This window comes from Agromyces intestinalis, assembly GCF_008365295.1.
Classification (GTDB): Bacteria; Actinomycetota; Actinomycetes; order Actinomycetales; family Microbacteriaceae; genus Agromyces; species Agromyces intestinalis.
This window is the reverse complement of the sequence record NZ_CP043505.1, coordinates 1,896,180-1,922,219: the sequence shown is the minus strand read 5'-3', so window position 1 is coordinate 1,922,219 and position 26,040 is coordinate 1,896,180. Positions and strand designations below refer to the sequence as shown.

At 70.6% G+C, this 26,040-nt stretch carries 21 protein-coding genes and 1 tRNA gene; 8 read left to right on the top strand and 14 right to left on the bottom strand.

Features of this window, described 5'->3' with window-relative positions:
• The first annotated feature begins 2 nt into the window (after nucleotides 1–2).
• A complete protein-coding gene (locus FLP10_RS17400; protein WP_168209143.1) occupies nucleotides 3–161 on the top strand; it encodes a hypothetical protein in 159 nt (52 codons plus the stop codon).
• Nucleotides 158–799 (top strand): anthranilate synthase component II, encoded by a 642-nt coding sequence (locus FLP10_RS08775; RefSeq protein ID WP_149160519.1) that lies wholly within the window; start codon nucleotides 158–160, stop codon nucleotides 797–799. Before FLP10_RS17400 ends, FLP10_RS08775 begins: the two co-directional genes overlap by 4 nt.
• Before the next feature lie 58 nt (nucleotides 800–857).
• Here FLP10_RS08775 and pknB read toward each other — a convergent pair whose 3' ends face one another.
• The 9 genes from pknB to FLP10_RS08730 form a co-directional block, all read right to left on the bottom strand.
• On the bottom strand, nucleotides 858–2,615 hold the full coding sequence (gene pknB, locus FLP10_RS08770; RefSeq protein ID WP_246150366.1) for a Stk1 family PASTA domain-containing Ser/Thr kinase: 1,758 nt from the start codon (nucleotides 2,613–2,615) through the stop codon (nucleotides 858–860).
• 125 nt (nucleotides 2,616–2,740) lie between these two features.
• Entirely contained in the window at nucleotides 2,741–4,465 is a 1,725-nt protein-coding gene (locus FLP10_RS08765) for a protein kinase domain-containing protein (RefSeq protein ID WP_149160517.1), read from the bottom strand.
• Nucleotides 4,462–5,916: a peptidoglycan D,D-transpeptidase FtsI family protein gene (locus FLP10_RS08760; protein WP_149160516.1), complete on the bottom strand. Its 1,455-nt coding sequence runs from the start codon at nucleotides 5,914–5,916 to the stop codon at nucleotides 4,462–4,464. Before FLP10_RS08760 ends, FLP10_RS08765 begins: the two co-directional genes overlap by 4 nt.
• Nucleotides 5,913–7,262 (bottom strand): FtsW/RodA/SpoVE family cell cycle protein, encoded by a 1,350-nt coding sequence (locus FLP10_RS08755; RefSeq protein ID WP_149162175.1) that lies wholly within the window; start codon nucleotides 7,260–7,262, stop codon nucleotides 5,913–5,915. The genes FLP10_RS08760 and FLP10_RS08755 overlap by 4 nt, the downstream gene beginning before the upstream one ends.
• Nucleotides 7,263–7,329: 67 nt before the next feature.
• On the bottom strand, nucleotides 7,330–8,562 hold the full coding sequence (locus FLP10_RS08750) for a Stp1/IreP family PP2C-type Ser/Thr phosphatase (RefSeq protein WP_149160515.1): 1,233 nt from the start codon (nucleotides 8,560–8,562) through the stop codon (nucleotides 7,330–7,332).
• A 3-nt stretch (nucleotides 8,563–8,565) separates the two neighbouring features.
• Nucleotides 8,566–9,123: an FHA domain-containing protein FhaB/FipA gene (locus FLP10_RS08745; protein ID WP_149160514.1), complete on the bottom strand. Its 558-nt coding sequence runs from the start codon at nucleotides 9,121–9,123 to the stop codon at nucleotides 8,566–8,568.
• Nucleotides 9,120–9,854 (bottom strand): FHA domain-containing protein, encoded by a 735-nt coding sequence (locus FLP10_RS08740; RefSeq protein WP_149160513.1) that lies wholly within the window; start codon nucleotides 9,852–9,854, stop codon nucleotides 9,120–9,122. The genes FLP10_RS08745 and FLP10_RS08740 overlap by 4 nt, the downstream gene beginning before the upstream one ends.
• A 65-nt stretch (nucleotides 9,855–9,919) precedes the next feature.
• Nucleotides 9,920–12,430: a glycoside hydrolase family 65 protein gene (locus FLP10_RS08735; protein ID WP_149160512.1), complete on the bottom strand. Its 2,511-nt coding sequence runs from the start codon at nucleotides 12,428–12,430 to the stop codon at nucleotides 9,920–9,922.
• On the bottom strand, nucleotides 12,427–13,203 hold the full coding sequence (locus FLP10_RS08730; protein WP_281286408.1) for an HAD family hydrolase: 777 nt from the start codon (nucleotides 13,201–13,203) through the stop codon (nucleotides 12,427–12,429). The genes FLP10_RS08735 and FLP10_RS08730 overlap by 4 nt, the downstream gene beginning before the upstream one ends.
• A gap of 371 nt (nucleotides 13,204–13,574) precedes the next feature.
• Here FLP10_RS08730 and FLP10_RS08725 point away from each other — a divergent pair.
• Nucleotides 13,575–13,658: transfer RNA gene (locus tag FLP10_RS08725), tRNA-Leu, on the top strand.
• A 94-nt stretch (nucleotides 13,659–13,752) separates the two neighbouring features.
• On the opposite strand, the gene FLP10_RS08720 is transcribed toward FLP10_RS08725, so the two are convergent.
• The 4 genes from FLP10_RS08720 to FLP10_RS08705 all read right to left on the bottom strand — a co-directional run bounded on the left by FLP10_RS08720 (nucleotide 13,753) and on the right by FLP10_RS08705 (nucleotide 18,341).
• The gene (locus FLP10_RS08720) at nucleotides 13,753–14,280 is read right to left on the bottom strand and encodes a GNAT family N-acetyltransferase (protein WP_149160511.1); all 528 of its coding nucleotides are present in this window, start codon (nucleotides 14,278–14,280) and stop codon (nucleotides 13,753–13,755) included.
• 30 nt (nucleotides 14,281–14,310) lie between these two features.
• Nucleotides 14,311–15,825, bottom strand: coding sequence for an NAD(P)/FAD-dependent oxidoreductase (locus tag FLP10_RS08715; protein ID WP_149160510.1), 1,515 nt, complete (start codon nucleotides 15,823–15,825; stop codon nucleotides 14,311–14,313).
• A 202-nt stretch (nucleotides 15,826–16,027) separates the two neighbouring features.
• A complete protein-coding gene (locus FLP10_RS08710; protein ID WP_149160509.1) occupies nucleotides 16,028–17,947 on the bottom strand; it encodes a CHAT domain-containing protein in 1,920 nt (639 codons plus the stop codon).
• A gap of 16 nt (nucleotides 17,948–17,963) precedes the next feature.
• Nucleotides 17,964–18,341: a CU044_2847 family protein gene (locus FLP10_RS08705; RefSeq protein WP_149160508.1), complete on the bottom strand. Its 378-nt coding sequence runs from the start codon at nucleotides 18,339–18,341 to the stop codon at nucleotides 17,964–17,966.
• 127 nt (nucleotides 18,342–18,468) lie between these two features.
• Here FLP10_RS08705 and FLP10_RS08700 point away from each other — a divergent pair, with 127 nt between their 5' ends.
• The 5 genes from FLP10_RS08700 to paaZ all read left to right on the top strand — a co-directional run bounded on the left by FLP10_RS08700 (nucleotide 18,469) and on the right by paaZ (nucleotide 25,485).
• Entirely contained in the window at nucleotides 18,469–20,031 is a 1,563-nt protein-coding gene (locus tag FLP10_RS08700; RefSeq protein WP_246149963.1) for an MFS transporter, read from the top strand.
• 284 nt (nucleotides 20,032–20,315) lie between these two features.
• A complete protein-coding gene (locus FLP10_RS08695) occupies nucleotides 20,316–21,524 on the top strand; it encodes an acetyl-CoA C-acyltransferase (RefSeq protein WP_149160507.1) in 1,209 nt (402 codons plus the stop codon).
• Nucleotides 21,521–22,309 carry an enoyl-CoA hydratase/isomerase family protein gene (locus FLP10_RS08690; protein WP_425457638.1) on the top strand — a complete coding sequence of 263 codons (789 nt, stop codon included), beginning with the start codon at nucleotides 21,521–21,523 and terminating at the stop codon, nucleotides 22,307–22,309. The genes FLP10_RS08695 and FLP10_RS08690 overlap by 4 nt, the downstream gene beginning before the upstream one ends.
• Nucleotides 22,306–23,223 (top strand): 3-hydroxyacyl-CoA dehydrogenase family protein, encoded by a 918-nt coding sequence (locus FLP10_RS08685; RefSeq protein WP_149160506.1) that lies wholly within the window; start codon nucleotides 22,306–22,308, stop codon nucleotides 23,221–23,223. The genes FLP10_RS08690 and FLP10_RS08685 overlap by 4 nt, the downstream gene beginning before the upstream one ends.
• Nucleotides 23,224–23,400: 177 nt before the next feature.
• Nucleotides 23,401–25,485: a phenylacetic acid degradation bifunctional protein PaaZ gene (gene paaZ / locus FLP10_RS08680; RefSeq protein ID WP_149160505.1), complete on the top strand. Its 2,085-nt coding sequence runs from the start codon at nucleotides 23,401–23,403 to the stop codon at nucleotides 25,483–25,485.
• 32 nt (nucleotides 25,486–25,517) lie between these two features.
• Here the strand turns inward: paaZ and FLP10_RS08675 are convergent, their stop codons facing one another.
• Nucleotides 25,518–25,994 (bottom strand): hypothetical protein, encoded by a 477-nt coding sequence (locus FLP10_RS08675; RefSeq protein WP_149160504.1) that lies wholly within the window; start codon nucleotides 25,992–25,994, stop codon nucleotides 25,518–25,520.
• Nucleotides 25,995–26,040: the final 46 nt, after the last annotated feature.

Here is a 26,040-nt window from a genome sequence, read left to right as displayed (position 1 = left end):
CTATGTACGGAGCCCTCTGGCGCGTGCTGCCCGGCCCCTGGTGGGTGCGGCTGCTGCTGCTGCTCATCCTGGCCGCCGGTGCGGTGTACGCGCTGTTCACCTGGGTCTTCCCGTGGGTCGACGGCATCCTCAACCCGATCGACGTCACGGTGGACCAATGACCCGAATCCTCGTCATCGACAACTACGACAGCTTCGTCTACACCCTGAACGGATACCTGCAGGAGCTGGGCGCCGAGACCGAGGTCGTGCGCAACGACGACTTCGAGGCATCCGACACCGAAGTCCGCCTCGCGGACTACGACGGCGTGCTGGTCTCGCCCGGGCCGGGCAAGCCCTCGGACGCGGGCGTGTCGATCCCGGTCGTGCGCACCGCGCTCGAGACCGGGCAGCCGCTGCTCGGCGTCTGCCTCGGCCACCAGGCCATCGCCGAGGCGTTCGGCGCGATCGTGACGAACGCCGAGGAGCTCATGCACGGCAAGACGTCGCGCATCGAGCACGACGGCAGCGACTTCTACTCGGGCGTGCCGCAGCCGTTCACCGCGACGCGGTACCACTCGCTCGCGGTCGTCGACGGCACTGTCCCCGACGACCTCGTGGTCACGAGCCGTACGCAGGGCGGGGTCATCATGGGCCTTCGTCATGCGTCGGCCCCGATCTTCGGGGTGCAGTTCCACCCCGAGTCGGTGCTGACTGAGGGCGGATACCGCATGCTCGGCAACTGGCTCGAGGTCGCGGGGCTCGCGGGTGCCCGCGAGCGCGCGACAGGCCTCGACCCCTTGGTTCGCGCGACGGCCTGAGGCCGGCGAACGCACCGGCGCACGCACCGGCCGGCGAGATCGGCGAACGGGTCGACCGTCAGCGATTGCCGTCGGCGATGGGCAGGCCGTTGTCGCTGAGGCCCAGACCCTCGTTGCCACCGGTGCCGTTGTTGCCGCCGTTGCCGCCGTTGTTGCCGCCGTTGGTGTTGCCCCCGTTGTTCGGCGCGACGCCCGCGCAGTACGTCAGCGTGACATCCGACTTCTGGGGGACCTCGCCGGGCCCGAGCGACTGATGAGTCACCGGTGAACCCTCCTCGGCCGGGCACGAGCCATCGGGTTGCGGGATCGGGTTCAGGCCGAGGTGCGCGGCGCGCAGCAGATCGGATGCCGCGGTCAGCGTCAGCCCGAGAAGATCGGGCACGGTCACGTTGCCGCTGGAGATCTCGAGGTTCACGGCGGTGCCGGCCTGCACCGTCGCACCGGCCGCGGGCGCGGTCGAGATCACGACGTCGGCGGGAACGTTCGGCGAGTTCACCCGGTTCTCGGTTCCGGCCGTGAGACCGGCCTGGTCGAGTGCGGCCTTCGCCTGGTCGAGCGTCATGTTGGTGGTGTCGGGCACGGCGACCGGTTTGCTGCCCGTGGAGACGACGACCTGGATCGTCGTCGTCACGTCGACGATCTCGCCCGCGGGCGGGTCGGTTCGCACGACGCTGCCCGCCGCGACGGTGTCACTCGACTCCTCGACCTTCGCCGGAACCAGCCCGAGCTCCTCGAGTTCGGCCGACGCCGCCTCCCACGTCTGCCCGGCGAGTGCGGGCACCTCTCGGGCGTTCGACGGGATCTCGGCCTGAGGCTGCAGGGTGAACGCCCAGTACATGACGGCGATCACGATGACGACCACCCCGATGATGCCCGCCCAGATCCACAGCACCGGCGGGCGCCGCTGCGTGCGGGCGACGGTGTCGTCTTCGGTGAGTTGGCGCAGCGCCAGCTCGGGGGCGGTGAGCGAGCCGGTCGGAGCGCCGAACAGCGCGGTCGCCGCGTCGGCCTCTTTGCGGATCGGAACCCGCCCGCTCGCGGCGACCTCGAGGTCGGCGCGGAACTCGACGGCGGTCTGGTAGCGCTGCTCGCGATCTTTCGTGAGCGCGCGCATCACGACGGTGTCGAGTGCGGGCGAGACCTTCGGGTTGATGACGCTCGGCTTGACCGGCCGCTCGCTGACGTGCTGGTACGCGACCGCCACCGGAGTGTCGCCGCGGAACGGTGGCCGCCCGGTGAGCATCTCGAAGAGCACCACACCCGTGGAGTAGAGGTCGGTGCGGGCGTCGACCGTCTCGCCCTTCGCCTGTTCGGGCGAGAAGTACGATGCGGTGCCGAGGATCGCGGTGGTCTGCGCGACCGTCGTCGACGAGTCCGACACGGCGCGCGCGATGCCGAAGTCCATGACCTTCACCTGACCCGAGGTGGTGATCATGATGTTGCCGGGCTTGATGTCGCGGTGCACCACGCCCGCGCGGTGCGAGTACTCGAGCGCCGTCAGCACACCGTCGAGCACCCGCACGGCGGCCGCGGGATCGAGCGGACCGTCGTGGATGATGTCCTTGAGCAGCCGCCCCTCGACGTACTCCATGACGATGAACGGCAGCTGCACCTCGTGACCCGAGGCGTCGAGCACCGTCTCTTCGCCGGCGTCGAAGACGCGCACGATGGTGGGGTGCGCCATGCGCGCCGCCGACTGCGCCTCTTGACGGAAGCGCATCCGGAACGCGGGGTCGGTGGCGAGCTGCGGCTTCAGCAGCTTCACCGCCACCTGACGGCCGAGCCGAGTATCGGTGCCGACGTGCACGTCGGACATGCCCCCCCGCCCGATCAGGGCGCCCACGCGGTAGCGACCCGCGAGCAGGCGTCCTTCATCGCTCACGATGGGCGGCTCCTCTCAGGCGAGACGGTGGGGTCGTGCAGGTGGTGCGGTGGGTGGGGTCAGTTCTCGGGCTTGCTCGCGCTGCCGCCGCCACCGCCGTCAGCGGGAGCCGCCTCGACGGTGACGGTCGTCGAGCCCGACTTCGGCGACTGCAGTTGGCCGCAGAAGTACGAGAAGGCGACGTCGAACGTGCCGGCGGCGTCGGGCGCGGTCACCGGGGTACTGGTCGAGCCGGCGGGAACCACCGACGAGGGCGGGTTCGCGCCGTTCGAGGCGGTGATCTCGTAGCCGCTCAGCGTCTGACCCGCGGGGCAGGTCTGCGCGGGCCAGGAGACCGTGACGGTGCCCCCGGGTTCCACCGTCTCGGAGGAGACCGTGGGGTTTCCGGTCGGGGCCGCGGGCTCTTCAGGCGCCTCGAGGAACGTGAGCACGATCGTCGTGCCGGGCTGCACCGGGCCGCTCGGGTTCACGTCGGTCACCGTGTTCGTCTGCCCGGGGTCGGTCGCCCGACCGCCGGACTGACGGCTCGTCGGAAGGCCGAGCGCCTCGATCGCCGCGGCCGCGTCGTCGACGTTCATGCCGAGATACGCGTTGCGGTCGACCTGGACGGTCGACGGCGTGGTGGGTGTCTCGGCTGTCGGGGGCGCTGTCGTCGGTTCCGTCGGCGGTGCCGTTGCCGTCTTCGTCGTCGGTGTCGCGGGGCCGCTGCCGCCCGAGTTCACCGCGAGCGCGACGATCGTGCCGATCAGCACGATGGCGAGGATCACGATGAGTACGATGAGCGGCCAGGTCCACGGGCTGCGCTTCTTCGGAGCCTGCTCGTCACCGGGCGCGTCGCCGGCGGGAGTCGCCGGCAGCACGGTGGTGGCCGTGGTCGCGCCCTGCTGCGGCATGAGCATCGTCGCAGCAGTCGCGGCACCCATCGTGCCGAGCACGGCAGGCACTGCGGCAGCAGCGCCCTGCACGTCGCCCCGCCGCAGTGCCGATGCGGCACGCGAGAGGTGCGCGGCCGACGGCGGCCGATCGGCGGGGTTCTTGGCGATGCACGCGTAGACCAGATTGCGCACCGGCTCGGAGACGGTCAGGGGCAGGTCGGGCGGCGTCTCGTTGATCTGCGCCATCGCGATCGCCACCTGCGACTCGCCCGTGAACGGGCGACGGCCGGCGAGGCACTCGTACGCGACGATGCCCAGCGAATAGATGTCGGTCGTCGGCGACGCCGGGTGGCCCGACGCCTGCTCGGGCGACAGGTACTGCACCGTGCCCATGACCTGGCCGGTGGCGGTGAGCGGCACCTGGTCGGCGATGCGGGCGATGCCGAAGTCGGTGATCTTCACCCGGCCGTCGGGGGTGATGAGCAGGTTGCCGGGCTTGATGTCACGGTGCACGAGCCCGGCCGCGTGGGCAGCCTGCAGCGCCGCGGCGGTCTGCGCGACGATGTCGAGCACCTTGTCGGTCGAGAGCACGTGCTCGCGCTCGAGGATCGTCGACAGGGCCTCGCCGGGGACGAGCTCCATCACGAGGTAGGCGCTGCCCTCCTCCTCGCCGTAGTCGAAGACGTTCGCGATGCCCTCGTGGTTCACGAGCGCGGCGTGGCGGGCCTCGGCGCGGAAACGCTCGAGGAAGCCCGGGTCGCCCAGGTACTCGTCTTTCAGGATCTTGATCGCGACCTGCCGGCCGATGACGAGATCGGTGGCCTGCCACACCTCGCCCATGCCGCCGATGGCTATGCGCGATTGCAGTTCGTAGCGCCCACCGAAGGTGAGCCCTGCGCTCGGTCTCATTTGTTCAGCACCGCCTCTAGTACCTGTTTCGCCACCGGTGCGGCAATCAGATTGCCGTACCCCTCCTGCCCAAGGCCCCCACCGTCTTCCACGAGGACCGTGATCGCATACTGAGGGTCGTCGGCGGGGGCAAAACCGGTGAACCAGAGGGTGTAGGGATCATCCTCGCCGTTCTCCGCTGTACCCGTCTTACCGGCCACGCTGACGCCGTCTATTCTTGCATTACTCGCGGCGCCGTTTTCGACGCCGTTGACCATCATCTGCACCATCGTCGCGGCCGTCTGCTCGCTGATCGCGCGGCCGAACTGCTTGGGCTCGAATCGCTGCAACGGAGCGAAGTCGGGGGCCGTGATGCCGTCGACGAGGTTGGGGTTCATCACGATGCCTCCGTTGGCGATCGCGGCCGAGACCATCGCCATCTGCAGGGGAGTCGCCCGCACATCGCCCTGGCCGAACGCGGTCAGGGCGGTCTGGGCATCGTCGAGCGCGCGGGGGTAGGTGCTCGCCTCGGTCTCGGTGGGAATCTCGAACGCCTCGCCGAACCCGAACTTCTCGGCCTGCGAGCGGATGGCGTTGTCGCCGAGCTCGATGCCGAGTTCGGCGAACGGGATGTTGCAGCTGAGTCGCAGGGCGTCGGCGAGGGTCACCTCGGCGCCGCCGCCGCAGGTGCCGCCGCCCGAATTCCGCACCACCGAGTCGGTTCCGGGCAGGGTGAACGAGCCGGGGTTCGGGAACTTCGAGTCGGGCGTGTACCGGCCCGACTCGAGTGCCGCTGCCGTGACGACGAGCTTGAACACCGAACCGGGAGGGTTCATGTCGCCGCCGGTGGCGCGGTTGTAGAGCGGGTCGGACGGATCGGCGACGAGCAGGTCGTAGGTCTGCTCGACCTGCTCGCCGTCGTGCACCGCCAGCGTGTTCGGGTCGAAGGTGGGCTTGGTGACCATCGCCAGGATGCGACCCGTCTTCGGCTCGGTCACGATCACGGCGCCGGTGTAGTCGCCGAGCGCGTCCCAGGCCGCCTGCTGCAGGGTCGGATCGATCGCCACCTCGACGGATGCCCCCATCGGGTCCTGTCCGGACACGAGGCGGTTGAGCTGGTCGAAGAACTGGCTCGAGCTCTGCCCGCTGAGGTACTGGTTGAGCGAGCGCTCGAGACCCGTCGCCTCGCCGTTCACCGGGATGAACCCCGTGACGGGCGCGTACAGCGGGCCGTTCGCATAGACCCGCTGGAACTTGTAGAAGTCGCCCGACGGCTGCGAGAACGCGACCGGCGCCCCGGCGACCAGGATCGGCCCGCGTTCGACCGAGAAGCTGTCGTAGAGCGTGCGGGAGTTGCGCGAGTCCTGAGCGAGTGCGTCGGCCTGCGCGTACTGGATGATCGTCGCGGCGACGAAGAGGGTGAGGAACATCAGCAACGACACGATCGTCACGCGCTTGAGTTCACGGTTCATCCGTCGATCACCAGCCTCGGATGATTGCGGATCGTGTCGCTGAGCCGCAGCAGCAGGGCCACGATGATCCAGTTCGCGACGAGCGACGAGCCGCCGGCGGCCAGGAACGGCGTCGTCAGGCCGGTTAGCGGGATGACCCGCATCACGCCGCCGACCACGATGAACACCTGCAGCGCGATCACGAACGACAGGCCGACGCCCAGCAGCTTGCCGAAGTCGTCCTGGCCGGCGAAGCCGATGCGGAAGCCGCGGGCGATGAACAGCACGTAGAGCGCGAGGATCGCGAAGACGCCGGCGAGGCCGAGCTCTTCACCGAGCGAGGCGATGATGTAGTCGCTCTGTGGCACGGGCGTGAGGTCGGGGCGGCCCTGACCCCAGCCGGTGCCGATGAGCCCGCCGTGCGCGAGACCGAACAGACCCTGCACGAGCTGGTAGCTGCCGCCGACCTCGGCGTCGAAGCGCTCGGGGTTGAACGGGTCGAGCCAGTTCGCGAACCGGTTGCCGACGTAGTCGAGCGTCTGGCTGGCGATGAGGGCACCCGCGACGAACATCGTGAGGCCGATCACGACCCAGCTCAGCCGGCTGGTCGCGACGTAGAGCATCACGAGGAACAGCCCGAAGTACAGCAGCGCCGTGCCGAGGTCGCGCTGGAAGACGATGACCGCCATCGACAGCGCCCACACGATCAGCAGCGGCCCGAGGTCGCGGGCGCGCGGGAAGCGCATGCCGAGGAACTTCGTGCCGACCATCGACAGCGAGTCGCGGTTGCGCACGAGGTATCCGGCGAAGAACACGGCCAGCGCGATCTTCGCGATCTCACCGGGCTGGAACGAGGCGAAGTCGCCGAAGCCGATCCAGACCCGGGCGCCGCTCTCTTCCTTGCCGATGCCCGGCACGAGCGGCAGCAGCAGCAGCACGATCGCGATGAGGCCCGCGAGGTAGGTGTACCGGAACAGCACCCGATGGTTGCGCAGCACGAGGATCGTCACGATCGCGCACACGATCGCGATCGCGCTCCAGGTGATCTGGCGCACCGATGCGCTCTCCCAGCCCTCGGCGTGGTCGGCGATGTCGATGCGGTAGATCATCGCGATGCCGAGCCCGTTGAAGACGGTGGCGATCGGCAGCAGGAACGGGTCGGCGTCGCGTGCGACGAATCGCATCGCGATGTGCAGGCCGATCACGAGCAGCGACAGACCGGCGCCGAGCAGCACGAGCTGGGTGTCGATGCGGCCGAGCGCGCCCAGCTGAACGAGCACGATCGCACCGGCGTTGATGATGCACGCCACGATGAGCAGGCCCAGTTCGAGGTTGCGCAGTCGCTGGGGGAGGCGGATGCGACGCACACCCGCGGGCGGAGTGTCGGATGAGACCGTCGGCGTGCCGCCCGGCGGGGTGTGCGTGCGGCGAGGATCACTCAAGGGATTCCTCCAGCCGGTCGACGATCTGCAGCGCCTCGTCGAGCGAGCCCGCACTGATGGTCTGCTGGACGCGCTGCTGATCGTACGTGCGCAGGTCGGCGATGTCGATATCGGTCTCGCGGTACAGCTCGTGGAGCGAGATCGGCCCGAGGTCTTGCTGCACGCCCTGGAACACCGCGACCCGGCCGTTCGACTCGCCGACGTAGAACCTGGTCTGGGTCCACTGGTACGACAGCGCCACGACGGCGACGATCAGGGCCACGAGCAGCACGATCCAGAAGCTCCAGACGAACCGTCGCCGTCGCCGGCGGCGGATGTCCTCCTCGATGATCTCGTCGAAGAAGTCTTCGGAGTCGGGCTCGAAGTGCGTCTCCTGCACCGGGTGCGGCCGGAAGGGCGTGAGGCGGATGCCACGGGGCCGCGCCGGCTCGATCGGCTGGCCGAAGGCCAGCGGCGCGGCGGCGGATCCCACGACCTGCGGCGGCGTCTCGGGAGCGGGCGGCTCGCCGATATCGACGACGACCACGGTCACGTTGTCGGGCGCGCCGCCGTCGAGCGAGGCCTTGACCAGGCGATCGGCGACCTGCTTCGCGCCGGCATCGGCGGCCATGATCTCTTGGATCTCGTCGAACGGCACGACACCCGACAGGCCGTCGGAGCACATCAGCCACCGGTCGCCGGGCCGCGTGTCGAGCACCATCGTGTCGACCTCGGGGCGGGTCTCGACGTCGCCCAGCACCCGCATGAGCACCGATCGACGCGGATGCACCATGGCCTCTTCGGCCGTGATGCGACCGGCGTCGACGAGCCGCTGCACGAAGGTGTGATCGGTCGTGATCTGGCTGAGCTCGTCGGAACGCAGGAGGTAGATGCGCGAGTCGCCGATGTGCGCGATCACGACCCGGTCGTCCTGCAGCAGCATCGCGCTGACCGTCGTGCCCATGCCGGTGAGTTCGGAGTGGTCGGCGACCGTCTCGGTGATGTTGCGGTTCGCCGCGAGCAGCGCCCCCTCGAGCGCCGCCGCCGCCTCAGGACCGCTCGGATAGACGGTGTCGGCGTCCGCGACGCGATGGGTGGCGATCGCGCTGGCCACGTCGCCGCCCGCGTGGCCGCCCATGCCGTCGGCGACGAAGAACAGGCGGTGGCCGGCGTATCCGGAGTCCTGGTTGTTCTGACGGATTCGGCCGACGTGCGAGACCGCCGCGCTCGCCTTGACGTGCGCCATGGGCTACCGCCGGAGCTCGAACGTCGTCGCTCCGACCTTGACGGTGGCTCCGACCGGTACCGGAACAGGCACGGTCACGCGGGAGCCGTCGAGGAAGGTGCCGTTGGTGGAATCGAGATCCTGGATCATCCACTGCCCGTTCCACAGCATCAGTCGGGCGTGGTGGGTCGAGGTGTAGTCGTCGCGGATGATGATCGCCGAGTCGCTCGACCGGCCGATCGTGATCTCGTCGCGGCCGAGCGGGAACTCGGCGCCCTGCTTGGTGCCGCTGGTGATGACCAGGCGGGTGGGTCCGTCGCCGCCGGGCGAGGCGGATGCCACGACCGGCGTGCCCCGCGCCGGGCTCACCGGCGAGCTCGGGAATGCCGACGGGGCGGGTGCCGGCACCGGGGCCGGTGCCGACGCGGCCGCCGCGACCGGTGCCGCGTTCGAGAGCTTGCGCACCCGCTGGCCGAACAGATCGCTGCGCAGCGCGTAGACGATCGCGAAGATGAAGGCCCACAGCAGCAGCAGGAATCCGAGCTGCAGGACGACGAGGGTGAGCTGGCTGGGATCGGTCATCGCGCCGGCCCCCAGAACCCGCCGAGGTCGTCGCGCTGCACGGCGGGCTGGGCGGCCGTGCCGGCCTCGGCCTCGGCGAGCACCCGGAAGACGATGCGGCTGCGGCCGATCGTGATCACCGCGTCGGGTTCGAGCACCGCGTCGGCGGTCTTCACGCCGTTCACCTGGGTGCCGTTCGTCGACCCGAGATCGCGAACGCGGGCCCTGGCGCCGTCCCACTGCACCTCGGCGTGCCGTCGGCTCGCTCCGGTGTCATCGAGGGTCACATCCGCCTCGGAGCCGCGCCCGATCACGGTGCGCCCCTTCAGGATCGGGTACCGCTTGCCGTCGACGTCGAGCACCGGGGTCCATGCGACCCGGCCCTTCACGTTCGACGAATCGATCTGCACCATGCCGACGGTGAGGCTGTCGTCGGGTTGCAGGTCGATCGAGATGCCGCCCGCGAACTGGAAGCGCTGGCTCGCCGCGTGCTTCTGCACCAGGTCGATCAGCTCGTCGACGAGTGCCGGCCCGAGTCGTGACATCCGCTCGTGGTCGTCAGGCGCCATGCGCACCGTGAACCGATTGGGGACGAGAACCCGGTCGCGCGAGACGACCGCGGCCTTCGTGTCGAGCTCTCGCTTCAGCGCCGCCGTGATCTCGACGGGTTGCAGCCCCGAGCGGAAGGTCTTCGCGAACGCACCGTTGACGGCGCGCTCGAGACCCTTCTCGAAGTTGTCCAGTAGGCCCACAGGTCTCCCGATCGGTATCCGTGACTTCGCGACATGCTAGCGCGCACCGCTGGAAACGACGTGGATCAGTCGATCGCCAGTGAGGGCTCCTGATCATCGGTGTCGAGCGAGATGGTCGGGATCGAGGCCGTCAGCAGCGAGCCGTCGGCGCGGCGGGCGCCCGTGACATCGCGCATCGCCGGCGCGCCGATGATGCGCGGCCCCTGACCGTCGAGCGGCACCGTGACCGGGGCATCCTGCGTCACCCGGACCTCCTGACCGCGCACCGAGAGGGATGCCTCGTCGCCGTCCTCGACCGTGAACGTGATCTCGTTCGTGACCAGGTCGACCCGCACGCGCGTGCCCTTCAACGTCACCCGGAACGTCAACCGCTCCCACCCGTCGGGCAGGCGCGGATCGAACGTGAACCGCCCGTTGTGGTCGCGGAATCCGCCGAACCCCGACACGAGGCATCCCCACACCCCGCCCGTGGACGCGACGTGCACGCCGTCGGCCGCGTTGTGGTGCAGGTCGGCGAGGTCGACGTAGAGCGCCGAGCGGAAATAGCGCAGCGCGAGCTCGTGATACCCCACCTCGGCTGCGATGATCGACTGCACCACCGCCGACAGCGTCGAGTCGCCCGTGGTCAGCGGGTCGTAGTACTCGAAGTCGGCGAGCTTCTGCTCGGTCGAGAACCGGTGGCCCTGCAGGTAGAGCGCGAGCACCACGTCGGCCTGCTTCAGCACCTGGAACCGGTAGATGACCAGGGGATGGTAGTGCAGCAGCAGCGGGCGCCGGTTCTCGGGCGTGTGCTCGAGATCCCAGAGCTCTTTCTCGAGGAAGGCGCTGTCTTGGGGGTGCACGCCCAGTCGCTCGTCGTACGGGATGTGCATGTGGGCCGCGGCGCGGCGCCAGCCTGCGACCTCGGCCGGCGTGACGCCGAGCCGCTCGATGAGCCGGCGGTGCTCGATCGGATGCTGCACCTGCAGGTGATCGACCGCGGCCGCCGCCTGCTCGAGGTTCGCCCGGGCCATCACGTTCGTGTAGAGGTTGTCGTTGACGACGGTCGTGTACTCGTCGGGGCCCGTGACCCCGTGGATGTGGAACACGTCGTCGGCGTTCGAGCGCCAGAACCCCAGGTCTTCCCACATTCGCGCGGTCTCGACGAGGATGTCGATCGCACCGCGCGCGAGGAACTCCTCGTCGCCCGTCGCCTGCACGTACTGCACCAGGGCATAGGAGATGTCGGCGTCGATGTGGTACTGCGCCGTGCCGGCCGCGTAGTACGCGCTCGACTCGAGGCCGTTGATCGTGCGCCACGGGAACAGCGCGCCGACCTGGTTCAGCTCCTGGGCGCGGGCGCGCGCCGCGTCGAGCATGCGCTGGCGGAACCGCAGCGCGTTGCGGGCCACCGTCGGCGCCGTGTACGTGAGGAACGGCAGCACGTAGATCTCGGAGTCCCAGAAGTAGTGGCCGCTGTAGCCCGAACCGCTGACCCCCTTCGCGGCGACTCCGCCGCCGTCGGTGCGAGCCGTCGCCTGGGCCAGCTGGAACAGGTTCCACCGGATCGCCTGCTGGATGTTCGGCTGACCCGGCAGCTCGATGTCGGAGCGGGCCCAGAAGTCGTCGAGCCAGTCGCGCTGATCGGCCAGGATCTGGTCGACGCCGAGTTGGGCCGCACGGTCGAGCGTGCGGTTGCAGCGGTCGGCGAGCTCGCGCGCCGGCACCTTGCGGGCGCTGTGGTAGCTCACCGCCTTGGTCACGCGGATCCGATTGCCGCGGCGCGCCTGCACGCGGTACACGTACTTGGCGAGGTCGTCGCCGATGGTGCCCGACTCGGAGAAATCGTCGACGGTCGAGATCGACAGCTCGGCTGCCACCGCGAGCGTCATGCCCGAATTCGTGGTCTGGTAGCCGAGCAGGTGCCGGCTGCCCTGGTGCTGCTGCACACGCGGCTGCAGCACCCGCTCGGTGAACGCCTCGGCCTTGCGCGGATCGAAGGCGCCCGGCAGCTCGGTCACCCCCGAGCGGTACTCGTCGCGACCGTCTTGACGATTCAGGATGTGGCTCGTGATCGTCACCGCGGCGTCGGCGTCGAGCAGCTCGACCTCGTAGTCCATGAGGGCGAGGTGGCGGTCGGTGAAGCTCGTGAGCCGACGGCTGGTGATGCGCACGTGCTTGCCCGACGGCGTGCGCCACACGAGCGACCGCCGCAGCAGCCCCTGGCGGAAATCGAGCCGCCGCTCGTAGTCGAGGATCTCGGCCTCGGTGATCACGAGCGGCTCGTCGTCGACGTAGAGCCGGATGATCTTCGCGTCGGGCGCGTTCACGATCGTCTGCCCGACGCGAGCGAACCCGAACGCCTCCTCGGCGTGACGGATCGTCCACGTCTCGTGGAAGCCGTTCACGAACGTGCCGTGCGAGTAGCCGTCGCGGCCCTCTTCGATGTTGCCGCGCAGGCCGAGGTAGCCGTTGCCCACGGCGAACAGCGTCTCGGTGCGGCCCTGGTCGTCCTGCCCGAACTCGGTCTCGACGAGCGCCCACTCGTCGATCGGGAACCGCGTGCGGTTCAGCGGGTCGATGTCGGCGAACCTCATGCGGTGCTCTCTCGGGTCGTGGTGAGGAGGGGGATCAGCTCGTCGAGCTCGTCGACGACGATGTCGGCGCCGAGCCGCTCGAGCGTGCCGCGGCCGACGCCGCGGTCGACGCCGACGACGTGCGCGAACCCGCCGGCGGCGCCCGCCCTGACACCCGACTCGGCGTCTTCGACGACGGCGCATTCGCCCGGTTCGAGGCCCAGTTGCTCGGCGGCACGCAGGAACGTGTCGGGAGCGGGCTTGCCCGGAAGGCCCTCGCGCGCGGCGACCGCGCCGTCGACGACGACCTCGAACCGATCGGCCAGGCCCGCGGCCGCGAGCACGGACGGCGCGTTCTTGGAGCTCGACACGACCGCCACGAGGCATCCGTGCTGCTGCACCGCATCGAGGAACGCGACGCTCGCCGGATACGCCGCGACGCCCTCCTCGGCGAGCGTCTCGTTGAACGCCGCGTTCTTGCGGTTGCCGAGGCCGCGCACCGTCTCGTCGCCCGACGGCTGGTTCGGCGCGTCGGTCACCTCGCCCTCGGGCAGGTGGATGTCGCGACTCTCGAGCAGCGACCTCACTCCGTCGTAGCGCGGCTTACCGTCGATGTACGCGAAGTAGTCGGCGTCGGTGTACGGGGCCGCGCCGTGCTGCTCGAGGTACGGCGTGAAGAGCCGCGCCCACGCGTGCATGTGCACGGTCGCGGTCGGCGTGAGCACGCCGTCGAGGTCGAACAGCCAGCCGCGGACGGCGGCGATCGTGGCGGAAGTGCTCGGGGTGTCGGGCACGAGCGATCCTTTCGTCGCGGTTGAGGGTGGGTTCGTGTGTCTCGCGTCGGCCACGGTGCTCGCTCGCGGGTCGTGCCCGCTTCTTCGATGCTAGGGCCCACGGCTGGATGCTGCGAGGGTGAGTGCTGGGTGCGGGCTGTGTCGGCACGGCGCCGGCGCCCGTGTGCGCCGCGTCGTAGGTTCGTCGTGTGCGCGGCGTAGGAGTTGCGCGCCGCCACGCCGGGCGGAAACGTGCGGCGGCGCCGTGTCGCTGTAGCACTCCTACGTTCGGCACGGATGCCCCGGGCCGCCGCCGCCGGCCCCGAATGGCGATCGGGTCGACGAGATGTTAGGCTCATCCGGCTGGTTCGCACTCCACTGCGGATCAGCATGCGCAAGTGGCGGAATAGGCAGACGCGCACGGTTCAGGTCCGTGTGCCCGTGAGGGCGTGGGGGTTCAACTCCCCCCTTGCGCACAGCACCACGTATGAACGGCCCGGTCCAATGGACCGGGCCGTTCGTCGTCGGCGCCTCCGCGACCGGCGCCCATGGCACCGGCCGAGCCCGGCCTCACGGGTGAGCGGGCGGCGGCGTGACCGACGGCAGACGCGCGGAGACATCCAGTGCCCAGGTATTGAACGCGAGCTCACCGCCGCGCCACGGCATGGTTCCCCCGCCGACGTGCTCGAAGCCGGCCGAGCGGCAGAGCGCGTTCGACGCCGGGTTGTCTACGCCGGGATAGGCGACGAGCCACCGGCGGTCGCCGACCTCGGCGACGCGGCGGACGACCTCTCGCAGCGCGGCGCGTGCGACGCCATGGCCCTGCCACTCGGGGAGGACGAACCATCCGGTCTCGTAGGCGGGCTCGCCATCGTGCTCGACCCGCCACCAGCCGATGCTGCCCGCAGGCACGCCGTCGGCGTCGACGCGGAACATGTGCGCCTCGCCCGTCTCGTTGAGCCGCAGGTAGCGCTCGTTGCGTTCGCTCAGCTGCTCGGATGTCTCGGGGCCGCCGATGAACCGGGTCATCTCGGGCGCGTTGGCCCGCACCAGCAGAGGAAGGTCGTCGGCACTCCACGGCACCAGGGTGAGTCGCATCCGATGACGCTACCGACACCCTCGGACGGTCTATCGCGCCGGTCGGGACTCGCCCGAGGCATCCTTCTCGGTCCGGTCGTCCTCGGTGCGGTCGTCGCGGTTCGACCGCGCCGGCGTGGCGATCGTGATGACCTCGTCGGCGCGGTCGGACTCGATCGCCTCGTCGGCCGCCCGTTGCTGCTCGGGCGTGAAGCGCAGCCGCTGCGCCTTGGACGGGCGGATCGCCGGCACATCGCCGACGATCGGCACCGGCTTGCGGTAGTGGAACCCGTAGCGCGCCCAGAGCCCCACCATCGTCGTGAGCCGGTTGCGGGCGCCGAGCAGGCTCTGGATGTGCACGAACAGCCACACCCACCACGCCGGGTACGCGGTCAGCGCGATCGTGCGGCGGAAACCCGGCACCTTCTGCAGGAACCGGATCGCGTGCAGACCCGGCAGGTTCGCGATGCCGGGCAACTCGCCGACCGCCGAGCGGCGGCCGATGATCGCGAGCTGACCCTTGTCGTAGTACTCGAACGGCTCGGTCGGCCGCCCGTCGAGCAGGTGCCGGATCTGACGGCCCACGTGCCGACCGCCCTGGATGGCGGGCTGGGCGAGCTGCGGCAGATCCTGCGGCGCGATCGCGATGTCGCCCGCCGCGAACACGCCCGGCAGGCCCTCGACCTGCAGGTCGGCGCCCACCTTGATGCGGTCGTACTCGTCGAGCGGAAGGCTCCAGTACCGCACCTCTTCATGCGGTGCGACCCCGGTCGCCCAGATGGTCATATCCGAGGGGATGGTGCGCCCGTCGGTGAGCGTGACGGAATCGGCGTGCACCTCCGAGACGCCGGCGCCGAAGCAGAGCTCGACATTGCGGTGGGTGAGCTGCTTCGCCGCGTACGTGCGCAACGACGGGACGAACGGCTTCAGCAACTCGGGGCTGCGCTGCACGATCGTGATGCGGAACGCGTCGCCGTCGAGCTCGGGATACGCCGGCCGGAGCCCCTGATCGCGCAGCTCGGCCAGGGCGCCGGCCATCTCGACGCCGGTCGGCCCGCCGCCGACGACCACGACGCGCAACCCGTCGGTGCGGTCGGGGGTCTGGGTCGCCTTCTCGAGGCGGGTGAACAGCGTGTCGCGGATGCGGATCGCCTGCGACCTCGAGTACACCGCGAACGCGTGCTCCTTCGCGCCGGGGGTGCCGAAATAGGTCGTCGTGACCCCGTTCGCCAGCACCAGGAAGTCGTAGTCGAGGGTCTGACCGTCGAGCAGACGAACCGTCTTCGCGTCGGGGTCGATCTCCATGAGGTGCTCGTGCACGACCTCGAGATTGCGCTGGCGCATCCGCAGGCTGCGCAGGAAGTGCGTCACGTCGCCCGGGTTCAGGCCGCCGGTGGCGACCTGGTAGAGCAGCGGCTGGAAGGTGTTGTACACCCGGCGGTCGATGAGCGTCACGCGTACCGGGGCATCGGCCAGGGCCTGCGCGGCGTTGACGCCGGCGAAGCCGCCGCCGACGATCACGACGCGCGGGAGGGTGCCGGTGGTCGCCGGCTGAGTTTCCGTCACGTGTATTCAGCGTACCCGCGTGCAGCGACCTTCGAGGCGCCCGCAGGGCGCTCGAGAAAACAGGATGAGCTGCGTGATGCGGGCTGTGCGGTGGGCATGACTCGGCTCGTCCTGTTTTCGCGGCAGGCGCGTCGCGATCGGAGTTCCGGATGCCTCGGGGCCGGGGCCGGGGCCGGGGCCGCGCCGGGTGCAGGGGCGGCCCCTACTCCACCGGCGGCAGGGGGCCGTGGTCGACATGGATGCCCCGCTGGTCGGCCCAGAACGCGACCACCCGGGCCACCTCCTTCGGCCAGGTCGGCATCCCCTGGCTCATGAGGAGCCGGCAGGCGCGCTCGGTGCCTCCGTCGAGCAGGGTGAGCGGCACGTTGTTCGAGAACGGATTGCTGATCGTCTGACCCCCGTCGATCTCGATGGTGCTGCTGAACGAGCCGACCTGGCAGACGATCTCGTGGGGCTCGTCGAGCGTGACACGGAGCACGGTTCGCCCGTTGCCGTCACCGAGCAGGGCGTACTCGGCGCTCGCCGTCCATTCGCTCGCGGGGAACAGGTCGTCGGTCACCGGGATGTCGACGCCGTCGACGCGGAACAACGTCACGTAGCGAGTCCATGCGCCGCCGATCGTGAACACCTTGGTGGCGAGCACGCAGTCCTTCGTGTCGAGGGCCTCCGACAGCTGGAAGCGATCGGGTGGCGAGAACGTGGACAGCGAGCGGCCGTCGACGGTCAGCACACCCGTGAAGGTGGTGTCCGCGATCGTGATGACGTGCGGCTGGCCGAGTTGCAGGTCGACTCGGATCACCCGCTGCTTGCCCTCGACGGTGCGGGTGATCGTGGCCCGCCAATCGACCGGCGCGACGGGTGCGACGTCCGCCGCGGTCGCGAGCTGGAGTTCGGCGGCGGGGTGGTCGGTCCGAGCGGGCGGGTCCACCATCTCGACGGGCTCGGCGGGCGTGGCATCCGCAACGGGCTCGGCGGACGCGACATCCTCTGGCGCTGCTCCCGGAACCGCGCGCGTCGCCGCGCGCGAGGAGGCGAGGATGTCGAAGAGCCGCGCCGCGCCGTTGCGCAGGAACAGCACCGGGGTTCCGAACTCCGCGTCGCGCACGGCCATGATGGCCCGCCGCGCGGGCGCGATCGCCGCGTCGATGGCCATGCCATGCGAGAGCCCCCGGTACAGCGTCTCGCTGAAGGCGATGGCGGCGTCATCGGTGATCTCGAACTGCATGCCGATGACGGCGGGAACGTCGAACTCGATCAGGCTCGTCGCCACCCCCGAGAACGGGTCGACGTGCGAGGTTCGCGCGCCCTCGCACGTGTTCAGCACCACCAGTCGCAGGCTGTGCTCGTCTTGCAGCATCGCGCCGAGCTGTTCGCCCGAGACGTCGTCGGGCCGCCCGTCGGCACGCTCGAGCACGAGGATGCCCGATTCGGTGTCTTCGTCGTACGCGCCGTGGCCGATGTAGTGGATGACATGGATGTCGTCGGGCTCGCTGATGCGCCGGGCCAGGTCGCGAAGGGTCGCGCGTTCGAGCCACTCGAGCTCGACGAGCCCGTCGCGCTGCAGCGGTTCGAGTGCGGCTTCGAGCTTGCGGCGCTCGTCGTCGACATCGAGGTCGACCTCGCCGGTCGCGCGGCTCACGATGCCGAGCACGCGCAGCGGCAGCTCGATCGGTTGCGTGCGGCGGGCGGCATCGACGTCGAGCGCGCGCACGATCGGCGTGCTCACCGACTGCGAGATGAACCTCGGGCGGCTGTAGAGGAACTCCCACGGCAGTCTGAGCAGCTCGGGTGCCCCCGAGAACTGGAGCGAGATGCGCAACCCCCGTTGGCTGTGATCGGCGGCCGCCTTCGCGGCGACGTACGCGTTGCCGGCCTGCTCGACGAACAGCGCGTCGAACAGCGAGCCGCCGAACGCCTTGATCGCCCGCGCCCGATCGACGCTCGCGCGTCGGCGCACCAGGCCGACGGTGCGCACGAAGTCGTCGAGCTGCTCATCGGAAACGGGACAGCGGAAGATACCGCGGGTCGTGCGCCCGTCAGGTGCCGTGATCAGGGTTCGGTACGCGCCATCCGCATCGCGCTCGAACCGTACGTGCAGGTCGTCGTACTCGTCAGGTTTCATGGCGTTGCCCCACGACTCACGCCGAGACCTCGGGTGCTGGCCGGCCGTCGCTCGCTCCCCGACCGAGCCAGCGCACCGAGACGCGGAAGTTCGCTTCGCCGCCGGCCCGCGCGATCACCAGGTTCGAGTCGGCCGAGATCTTGACCGCGAACTCGACGCCGATCTCGTCGGGGAAGTCGGCCGCCTCGCGCAACTGGGCGACCACGCTGCGGACCACCGGGCCGAGGCGGCCCATGATCTCGTCGAGGCTGCGACCCGCCTCCACGATCATGGGCTCGGATCGGCGGCCGCGCGTGACCATGCCCTCGTCGCCGCCGGCCGCGCCGGCGGACGACGTCTCGACGAGGATGACGCTGTCATCGTGCTCATCGCGGAAAGCCAGCAACTCTGCCATGGCGCTCCCACCTCCAGACCGGAACGACGCCCCTGAGCGAATTGTGCTCCTGTCTGCGGGCCGGCGCCATCAGTGCGCGCCCGGATGGATGCTGGCCCGCCGTGGCCGCCGGTGGTAGGAATGGCCCGTGGGGGACACGGGGATCGATTCCGATACCGGCGCGGCTGCGGCGACGGCGAAGCGATTCGCGCTCGGCGCACTCATCGCGACGTGCGTCTCGGCGCTCGTCGTGAACGCCAACACCTCGGCGGTGGCGATTCTGATCCCGGCGATCTCGGCCGACACGGGCACCTCGACCGACACGCTGCAGTGGGCGGTGACCGGATACAACCTGGTCGGCGCTGCCGTCATCGTGACGTCGGGCGCACTCGGCGACGTGTTCGGGCGGCGCAAGATCTTCCTCGGCGGCCTGCTGCTGTTCATCGCCTCGTGCGTGCTCATCGCGCTCTCGCAGGAGGGCATCGGGGTCATCCTCGGCCGGTGCATCCAGGGTGCGTCGGGCGCGACGATCCTCGCGTGCGGCATGAGCCTGCTGTCGGCGGCGAACACCGGCAAGGCGCAGTTGCGCGCGGTCACGCTCTGGGGCGCGGCATCCGCGGTCGGAGCGGCCGCCGGTCCGCTCGTCGGCGGGCTGCTCGCCTCGACGCTCGGGTGGCAGGGCCTGTTCTGGATCGACGCCGCCATCGCCGCGGCGTGCATTCCGGTGGCGCTGATCGCCGTCGCCGAGTCGAACGACCCGACCCGGCCGAAGTCGATCGACTGGTGGGGCACCGTGCTCATCGCCGCGATCCTCGCGCCGCTCATCTTCGCGCTCACCAACGGCAGCGCGTGGGGCTGGGCCTCGCTGCCGACCCTCGGATGCTTCGCCATCACGATCGGCGCGGCCATCGCGTTCGTGCTCGTCGAGCAGCGGGTGAAGGCGCCGCTGCTCGACCTCGCGCTGCTGCGAAACAAGATCCTGGTCGGCGCGACGCTGTCGATCCTGCTCGGGTCGGGCACCGTGAACGCGATCATGTTCGTCGTCAGCCTGTACTTCCAGGACCCTGCGGCGCTCGGCATGGACGCCTTCCAGGCGGGCCTCGCGACGCTGCCGGTCGCGGCGGCCGCGGTGGTGCTCTCGCCGCTCATTACGCCGATCGTGTCGCGCATCGGCGCCCGCACCACGATCGCGCTCGGCTTCGTCATCATGACGCTCGCGTTCGTCGCGCTCGCGTTCGTGCAGGCGTCGTGGTCGTACGCGCTGTTCGTGCTGCCCCTCATCGCCGTCGCGGTCGGCATGAGCCTGCAGAACGGCCCCTGCTCGTCGATCTCGACGTCGTGCGTCGAGCCGCGCGAGGTCGGCGCAGCATCGGGTATCTCGAACATGGCGCGGTACGTCGGCTCGGCCGTGATGACCGCGATCGTCGCGTCGGTGTACGGGTCGGTCACGGCGAACCGCCTCGCCGGGGGAGCCGACCAGGGCGAGGCGCTCGCCGCGGCGTTCTCGTGGTCGTCGATCGCGATGGGCATCTGGTGCGTGCTCGGCATCGCGCTCGCGCTCCTCGTCGCGCGCCACGTGACGCCGCGCAAGCCCGGGGAATTCGAGTACGCGGCGGCCGCGGCATCCACTTCGCATACGCTCACGCCGCCCGAGGACGTGCGCGGCGGCGCGGCGGCCGGTGGCGCGGCGGCCGGCGCCGCGCCGGCGTGATCGAACCGGGGCCGGCGGCGGGTGGGACCAGCCGTGCTCTGCTTGGCGCGTACCCCAAGGGGAAGGGGCCGCCTGAAACCCGGTGCTCCCGCTCTTACCTCACGACTGGGCCGTGCCCGCGGTTCAGGAACTTCGACCGGATGCCTCGTGCGCGTGTGACGGCGTCGACGAGCGTGCGGTGCGGCGCGGCTTGCAGCGGGGCATCCGAACGCCCATAATTACTTCCTGAACGGTCGGTCACTAATTCAGTGCACCGCACCACGACGACGGAGTCAGGAGAACGGATGCCCGAGGCCTATCTCGTGGGCGGCGTGCGCACGCCGGTCGGCCGCTACGGGGGAGCCCTGGCATCCGTGCGGCCCGACGACCTCGCCGCGCTCGTCGTCGGCGAAGCGGTCGCACGCGCCGGACTCGGCGCCGACGTGCTCGAAGCCGGCGCAATCGACGAAGTCATCCTCGGCGCCGCGAACCAGGCCGGCGAGGACAACCGCAACGTCGCCCGCATGTCCGTGCTGCTCGCCGGGCTGCCCGACACCGTGCCCGGCATCACCGTGAACCGGCTCTGCGCGTCGGGCATGTCGGCCATCATCATGGCGTCGCAGGCGATCCGCGCGGGCGACGCCGACCTCATCGTCGCCGGCGGCGTCGAATCGATGACCCGCGCGCCGTGGGTGCAGCAGAAGCCCGAGAAGCCGTGGGCGAAGCCCGGCGAGGCGTTCGACACCTCGATCGGCTGGCGGTTCACCAACCCGCGGCTCGCCGCGCGCGACAAGGCCACGTTCTCGATGCCCGAGACCGCCGAAGAGGTCGCCCGCATCGACGGCATCACCCGCGACGACGCCGACGCGTTCGCGCTGCGCTCGCAGCAGCGGGCCGTCGCCGCGATCGACGCCGGGCGGTTCGCGCCCGAGATCATCGGCGTGCCGACCGCCCGCGGCGGCGAGGTGCTCGTCGACGAAGGGCCGCGCCGCGACACGTCGGCCGAAGCGCTCGCCGGGCTGCGGCCCGTCGTCGCCGGCGGATCGGTCGTCACCGCCGGCAACTCGTCGTCGCTGAACGACGGCGCCTCGGCGATCGTCGTCGCCAGCGCCGCCGCCGTGGAGAAATACGGACTCACCCCGCGCGCCCGCATCGTGGTCGGGGCCGCCGCCGCGCTCGAACCGTCGATCATGGGCCTCGGGCCCGTGCCAGCGACGCGCAAGGCGCTGGAGCGCTCGGGCCTCTCGCTCGACCAGATCGGCGCCATCGAGCTCAATGAGGCGTTCGCGACCCAGTCGATCGCGTCGATGCGCCGGCTCGGCCTCGATGAGTCGATCGTGAATGCCGACGGCGGAGCGATCGCCCTGGGGCATCCGCTCGGATCCAGCGGGTCGCGCCTGGTCGTGACGCTGCTCGGCCGCATGGAGCGCGAAGGCGCGCGCTACGGGCTCGCGACCATGTGCGTCGGCGTCGGGCAGGGCACGGCGCTCATCGTCGAGGGGGTGGGCGCGTGAGCGGGTCGGATGCTTCGGTGTCGGATGCGTCACGGTCGGATGCTCCGGCCGCGCCGCTGCTCGTCGAGCGGCACGCCGATAGGGTCGTCGCGACCCTGAACCGCCCCGAGGTGCGCAACGCGATCGACCAGGCCACGATCGACGCGCTGCACACGCTCTGCGCCGAGCTCGAGGCCGAGCCGCGCACCCTCATCCTCACGGGCGCGGGGGGCGTCTTCGCATCGGGCGCCGACATCGCGCAACTGCGCGAACGTCGCGCCGCCGACGCGCTCGCCGGTATCAACGTCAACTGCTTCGTGCGGATCCACGAGCTGCCGATGCCGGTCATCGCCGCGATCGACGGGTACGCGCTCGGCGGGGGAGCCGAGCTGGCCTACGCCGCCGACCTGCGCATCGGCACGCCCGCGCTCAAGATGGGCAACCCCGAGACCGGCCTCGGCATCATCGCCGCGGCCGGGGCGAGCTGGCGGCTGCGCGAGATCGTCGGCGAGGCGCGGGCGGCCGAGCTGCTGCTCACGGGCCGCATCATCGGAGCCGATGAAGCGCTCGCGATCGGCCTCGTCACGGCGCTGCACGAGGCATCCGGTCTGATGGACGCCTCTCATGCGCTCGCCGACCGCATCGCCGCGAACGATCGCGCCGCGACCATCGCGATGAAGCGGGCGCTCGCCGCGCCGCGCGCCGCCCACCCGCGAATCGACCTCGAGCTGCAGGCCGAGCTCTTCGAGAGCCCGGAGAAGCAGCGGCGGATGACGGAGTTCCTGGAGAAGAGGTCGCGGCGATGAGTGTGCGCCCCGAGGATTCGAGTTCTCGGCCGGCGGGTGGTGCTCCGACTCGGTCGGGCGCGGCGCCGGCGGTAGTCGGCGTGCTCGGCGGCGGACGCATGGGGGCGGGCATCGCGCACGCGTTCCTGATCGCCGGCAGCCGGGTCACCGTCGTCGAACGCGACCCCGGCGCGGCCGCCGCGGCCGGCGACCGGGTGCGCGCCTCGCTCATGCAGTCGGTCGAGCGGGGCACCGCGGGCGACCGGTCGTTCGCCGAGTTGAGCGCGGCGCTGGCCACCGACACGGATGCCGCGGCCTTCGCCGACGCAGGCCTCGTCGTCGAGGCGGTGCCCGAAGATCTCGGCCTCAAGCTCGATGCGCTGCGACGCGTCGAGGCGGTGCTCGATGCGGACGCCGCGCTCGCGTCGAACACGTCGTCCATCTCGATCGACGCGCTCGCCGCGGCGCTCGAACGGCCGACACGATTCCTCGGCCTGCACTTCTTCAACCCGGTGCCGGCGTCGAAGCTCGTCGAGATCGTGGTCGGCGGCGCGACGGAGCCCGGGCTCGCCGAGGCCGCGCGCGACTGGGTCGCCGCGATCGGCAAGGCGGCCGTCTCCGTAACCGACTCACCGGGTTTCGCGAGCTCGCGGCTGGGGCTCGCGATCGGGCTCGAGGCGATCCGCATGCTCGAGGAGGGCGTCGCGACGGCGGCCGACATCGACGCGGCGATGACGCTCGGGTACAAGCATCCGGTCGGGCCGCTCGAGCTCACCGACCTCGTCGGCCTCGACGTGCGCCTCGGCATCGCCGAGTACCTGCACGCCGAGCTCGGCGAACGGTTCGCGCCGCCCGCGCTGCTGCGGCGGATGGTCGCCGAGGGCAAGCTCGGCCGCAAGAGCGGCGAGGGCTTCTACGTGTGGGGCGAATCGTGAGCACCGGCCCGCTGCTGCCCTGCTCGCTGCGCCACCCGCGCGTGCTCTGCGCCAGTCGGACTGGCACGGAGGCTGCCGACGTGGCGCACCGCGTGGGCGTGGGGTCGCCCGCCGTGCGTGCGCGTGGCCACCGGGTCGCGCAGCGGGCGCACGAGAAGAAGAACTGCGAGGACTGAGATGACCGAGATGCTGCCCAGCTACGTTCAGGGCGAGTGGTGGACGCCCGGCGCCGACGCGTCGACGGATGCCACGCAGCAGCCGCCGACCGCGGTGCGAGACGCGTCGACCGGGGAGATCGTGACCCACGTGTCGACCGCTGGCCTCGACCTGGCCGGCGCGCTGGAGTACGCCCGCACGGTCGGGCAGGCCTCGCTCCGCGAGCTGACGTTCCACCAGCGGGCCGTGCTGCTCAAGCAGTTCGCTCTCGCGCTGACCGAGCGCAAGGCCGAGCTCTACGAACTGTCGGCGCGTACCGGCGCGACGAAGCAGGACTCGTGGGTCGACATCGACGGCGGCATCGGGGTGCTCTTCTCCTACTCGTCGAAGGGCCGGCGCGAACTGCCCAACACGAAGGTCTACGTCGACGGGCCGATCGAGCAGCTCTCGAAGGACGGCTCATTCCTCGGGCGGCATATCTATACCAGCCTTCCGGGCGTGGCGGTGCAGATCAACGCGTTCAACTTCCCCGTGTGGGGGTCGCTCGAGAAGTTCGCACCGGCGTTCCTCGCGGGCGTGCCGTCGGTGGTGAAGCCCGCGACACCGACCGGGTACCTCGCCGAAGCGTTCGTGCGGATCCTCGTGGAGTCGGGCCTCCTGCCCGATGGATCGCTGCAACTCGTGTCGGGCAGCGTGCCCGACCTGTTCGACCACCTGCGCCTCGGCGACCTGGTCGCCTTCACCGGCAGTGCGTCGACCGCCGAACGCCTGCGCTCGCACGAGTCGGTGCAGACCGGCGGGGTGCGGTTCACGAGCGAGACCGACTCGATCAACGCCTCGGTGCTCGGACCCGACGCGGTCGCGGGCACGCCCGAGTTCGACGCCTACGTGCGCCAGCTCGTCGTCGAGATGACGACGAAGGCCGGGCAGAAGTGCACCGCGATCCGGCGCGCGGTCGTGCCTTCGGGCTCGATCGACGACGTGGTCGATGCGGTGCGCGAGCGCATCGCATCCCGCACGGTCGTGGGCGACCCGCGCGACGAAGCGACCACGATGGGTCCGCTCGCGAGCGTCGAGCAGCGCGACGAGGTGCTGCGCCAGGTCGGCCGGCTCGTCGACGCCGGCGGCCGGGTCGTCGTCGGATCGACGGATGCCCCTGGCGGCATGAACCCCGACGGCGCGTTCGTGGCGCCGGTGCTGCTGCGGTTCGACGACGCATCGACCGAGGCGGTGAACGAGGTCGAGGCGTTCGGCCCGGTGTCGAGCGTGATCGGGTACGAGTCGCTCGCGGATGCCGCGGCCATCGTCGCCCGCGGCGGCGGGTCGCTCGTGACCAGCATCGCGACCCATGACCCGGCGGTCGCCGCCGAGCTCACGACCCGCATCGCCGCGTACAACGGCCGGGTGCTGCTGCTCGACCGCGACGACGCGCGGTCGTCGACCGGGCACGGGTCGCCGCTGCCCCAGCTCGTGCACGGCGGGCCGGGCCGCGCCGGCGGCGGCGAGGAGCTCGGCGGCATCCGCGCGGTGCTGCACCATATGCAGCGCACGGCGGTGCAGGGGTCGCCCGAGATGCTCACGGCGTTGACGGGGATCTGGCACCCCGGGGCATCCGCTCGGCCGTATGCGACCACGGGCGATGAGCACCCGTTCCGCAAGAGCCTCGCCGAGCTCGCGATCGGCGACCAGGTGGTGTCGGACGCACGCACGGTGACCCTCGAGGACATCGAGACGTTCGCGGCGTTCACCGGCGACACGTTCTACGCCCACATGGACGAGGAGGCCGCAGCGGCGAACCCCTTCTTCCCCGGCCGGGTCGCGCACGGGTACCTGCTCGTGTCGTGGGCGGCGGGCCTGTTCGTCGACCCGGCGCCCGGGCCGGTGCTCGCGAACTCGGGGCTCGAGAACCTGCGGTTCATGACCCCGGTATCGCCCGGCGACGAGATCCGCGTCGAACTCACCGCGAAGCAGATCACGCCGCGCGAGACCGACGAGTACGGCGAGGTGCGGTGGGACGCCGTGCTGCGCAACCAGCGCGACGAGGTCGTGGCGCAGTACGACGTGCTGACGCTCGTGGCGAAGGAGCGGGTGCCGGCGGCGGTGTGACGCGGGTCAGCGGCTCAGCCCGTGGCATCCATTCAGCCGCCCTGGCCCGGAAGTGCGCCGATGCCCACGATCGAGCCGGCCGCGTCGCACGCGGCGTTCGCCGCGTCGATCGCGCGCGCGTACTCGACGTTGTCGTAGGTGAGGCCATCGGGTGCCGCCTGCTGCACCTCGCGGAGGGCGGGTGTGACGCCGCTCTTGCCGAGCGGCATATACGCCCACGCATCCTGCACGGCGGCGACGCGCGACGCGTACTCGGCGTCGTCGATGAGCCCCTCGGTGTGCTCCCACGCGCTGCGATAGAGGATGCCGCTCAGCGCACTGAGCTGACCGCACTCCCAGTCGGCGGGCGGGACGCGCATCGTCATGTCGTCTGGCACACTCGGTGACGGCGTCGCGGTGGGCACCGACGTCGCAGTCGCCCCCTCGGTTGAGACGGTGACGCACCCGCTGAGCAGGAGCGTCGCAGCGACGGCGACGGCGAGGACGGGCAGGGGCGGATGCTTCGGCATCGGAACTCTTCTCGCTCGGTAGGGTGGCGGCGTGATCTCGCGCACG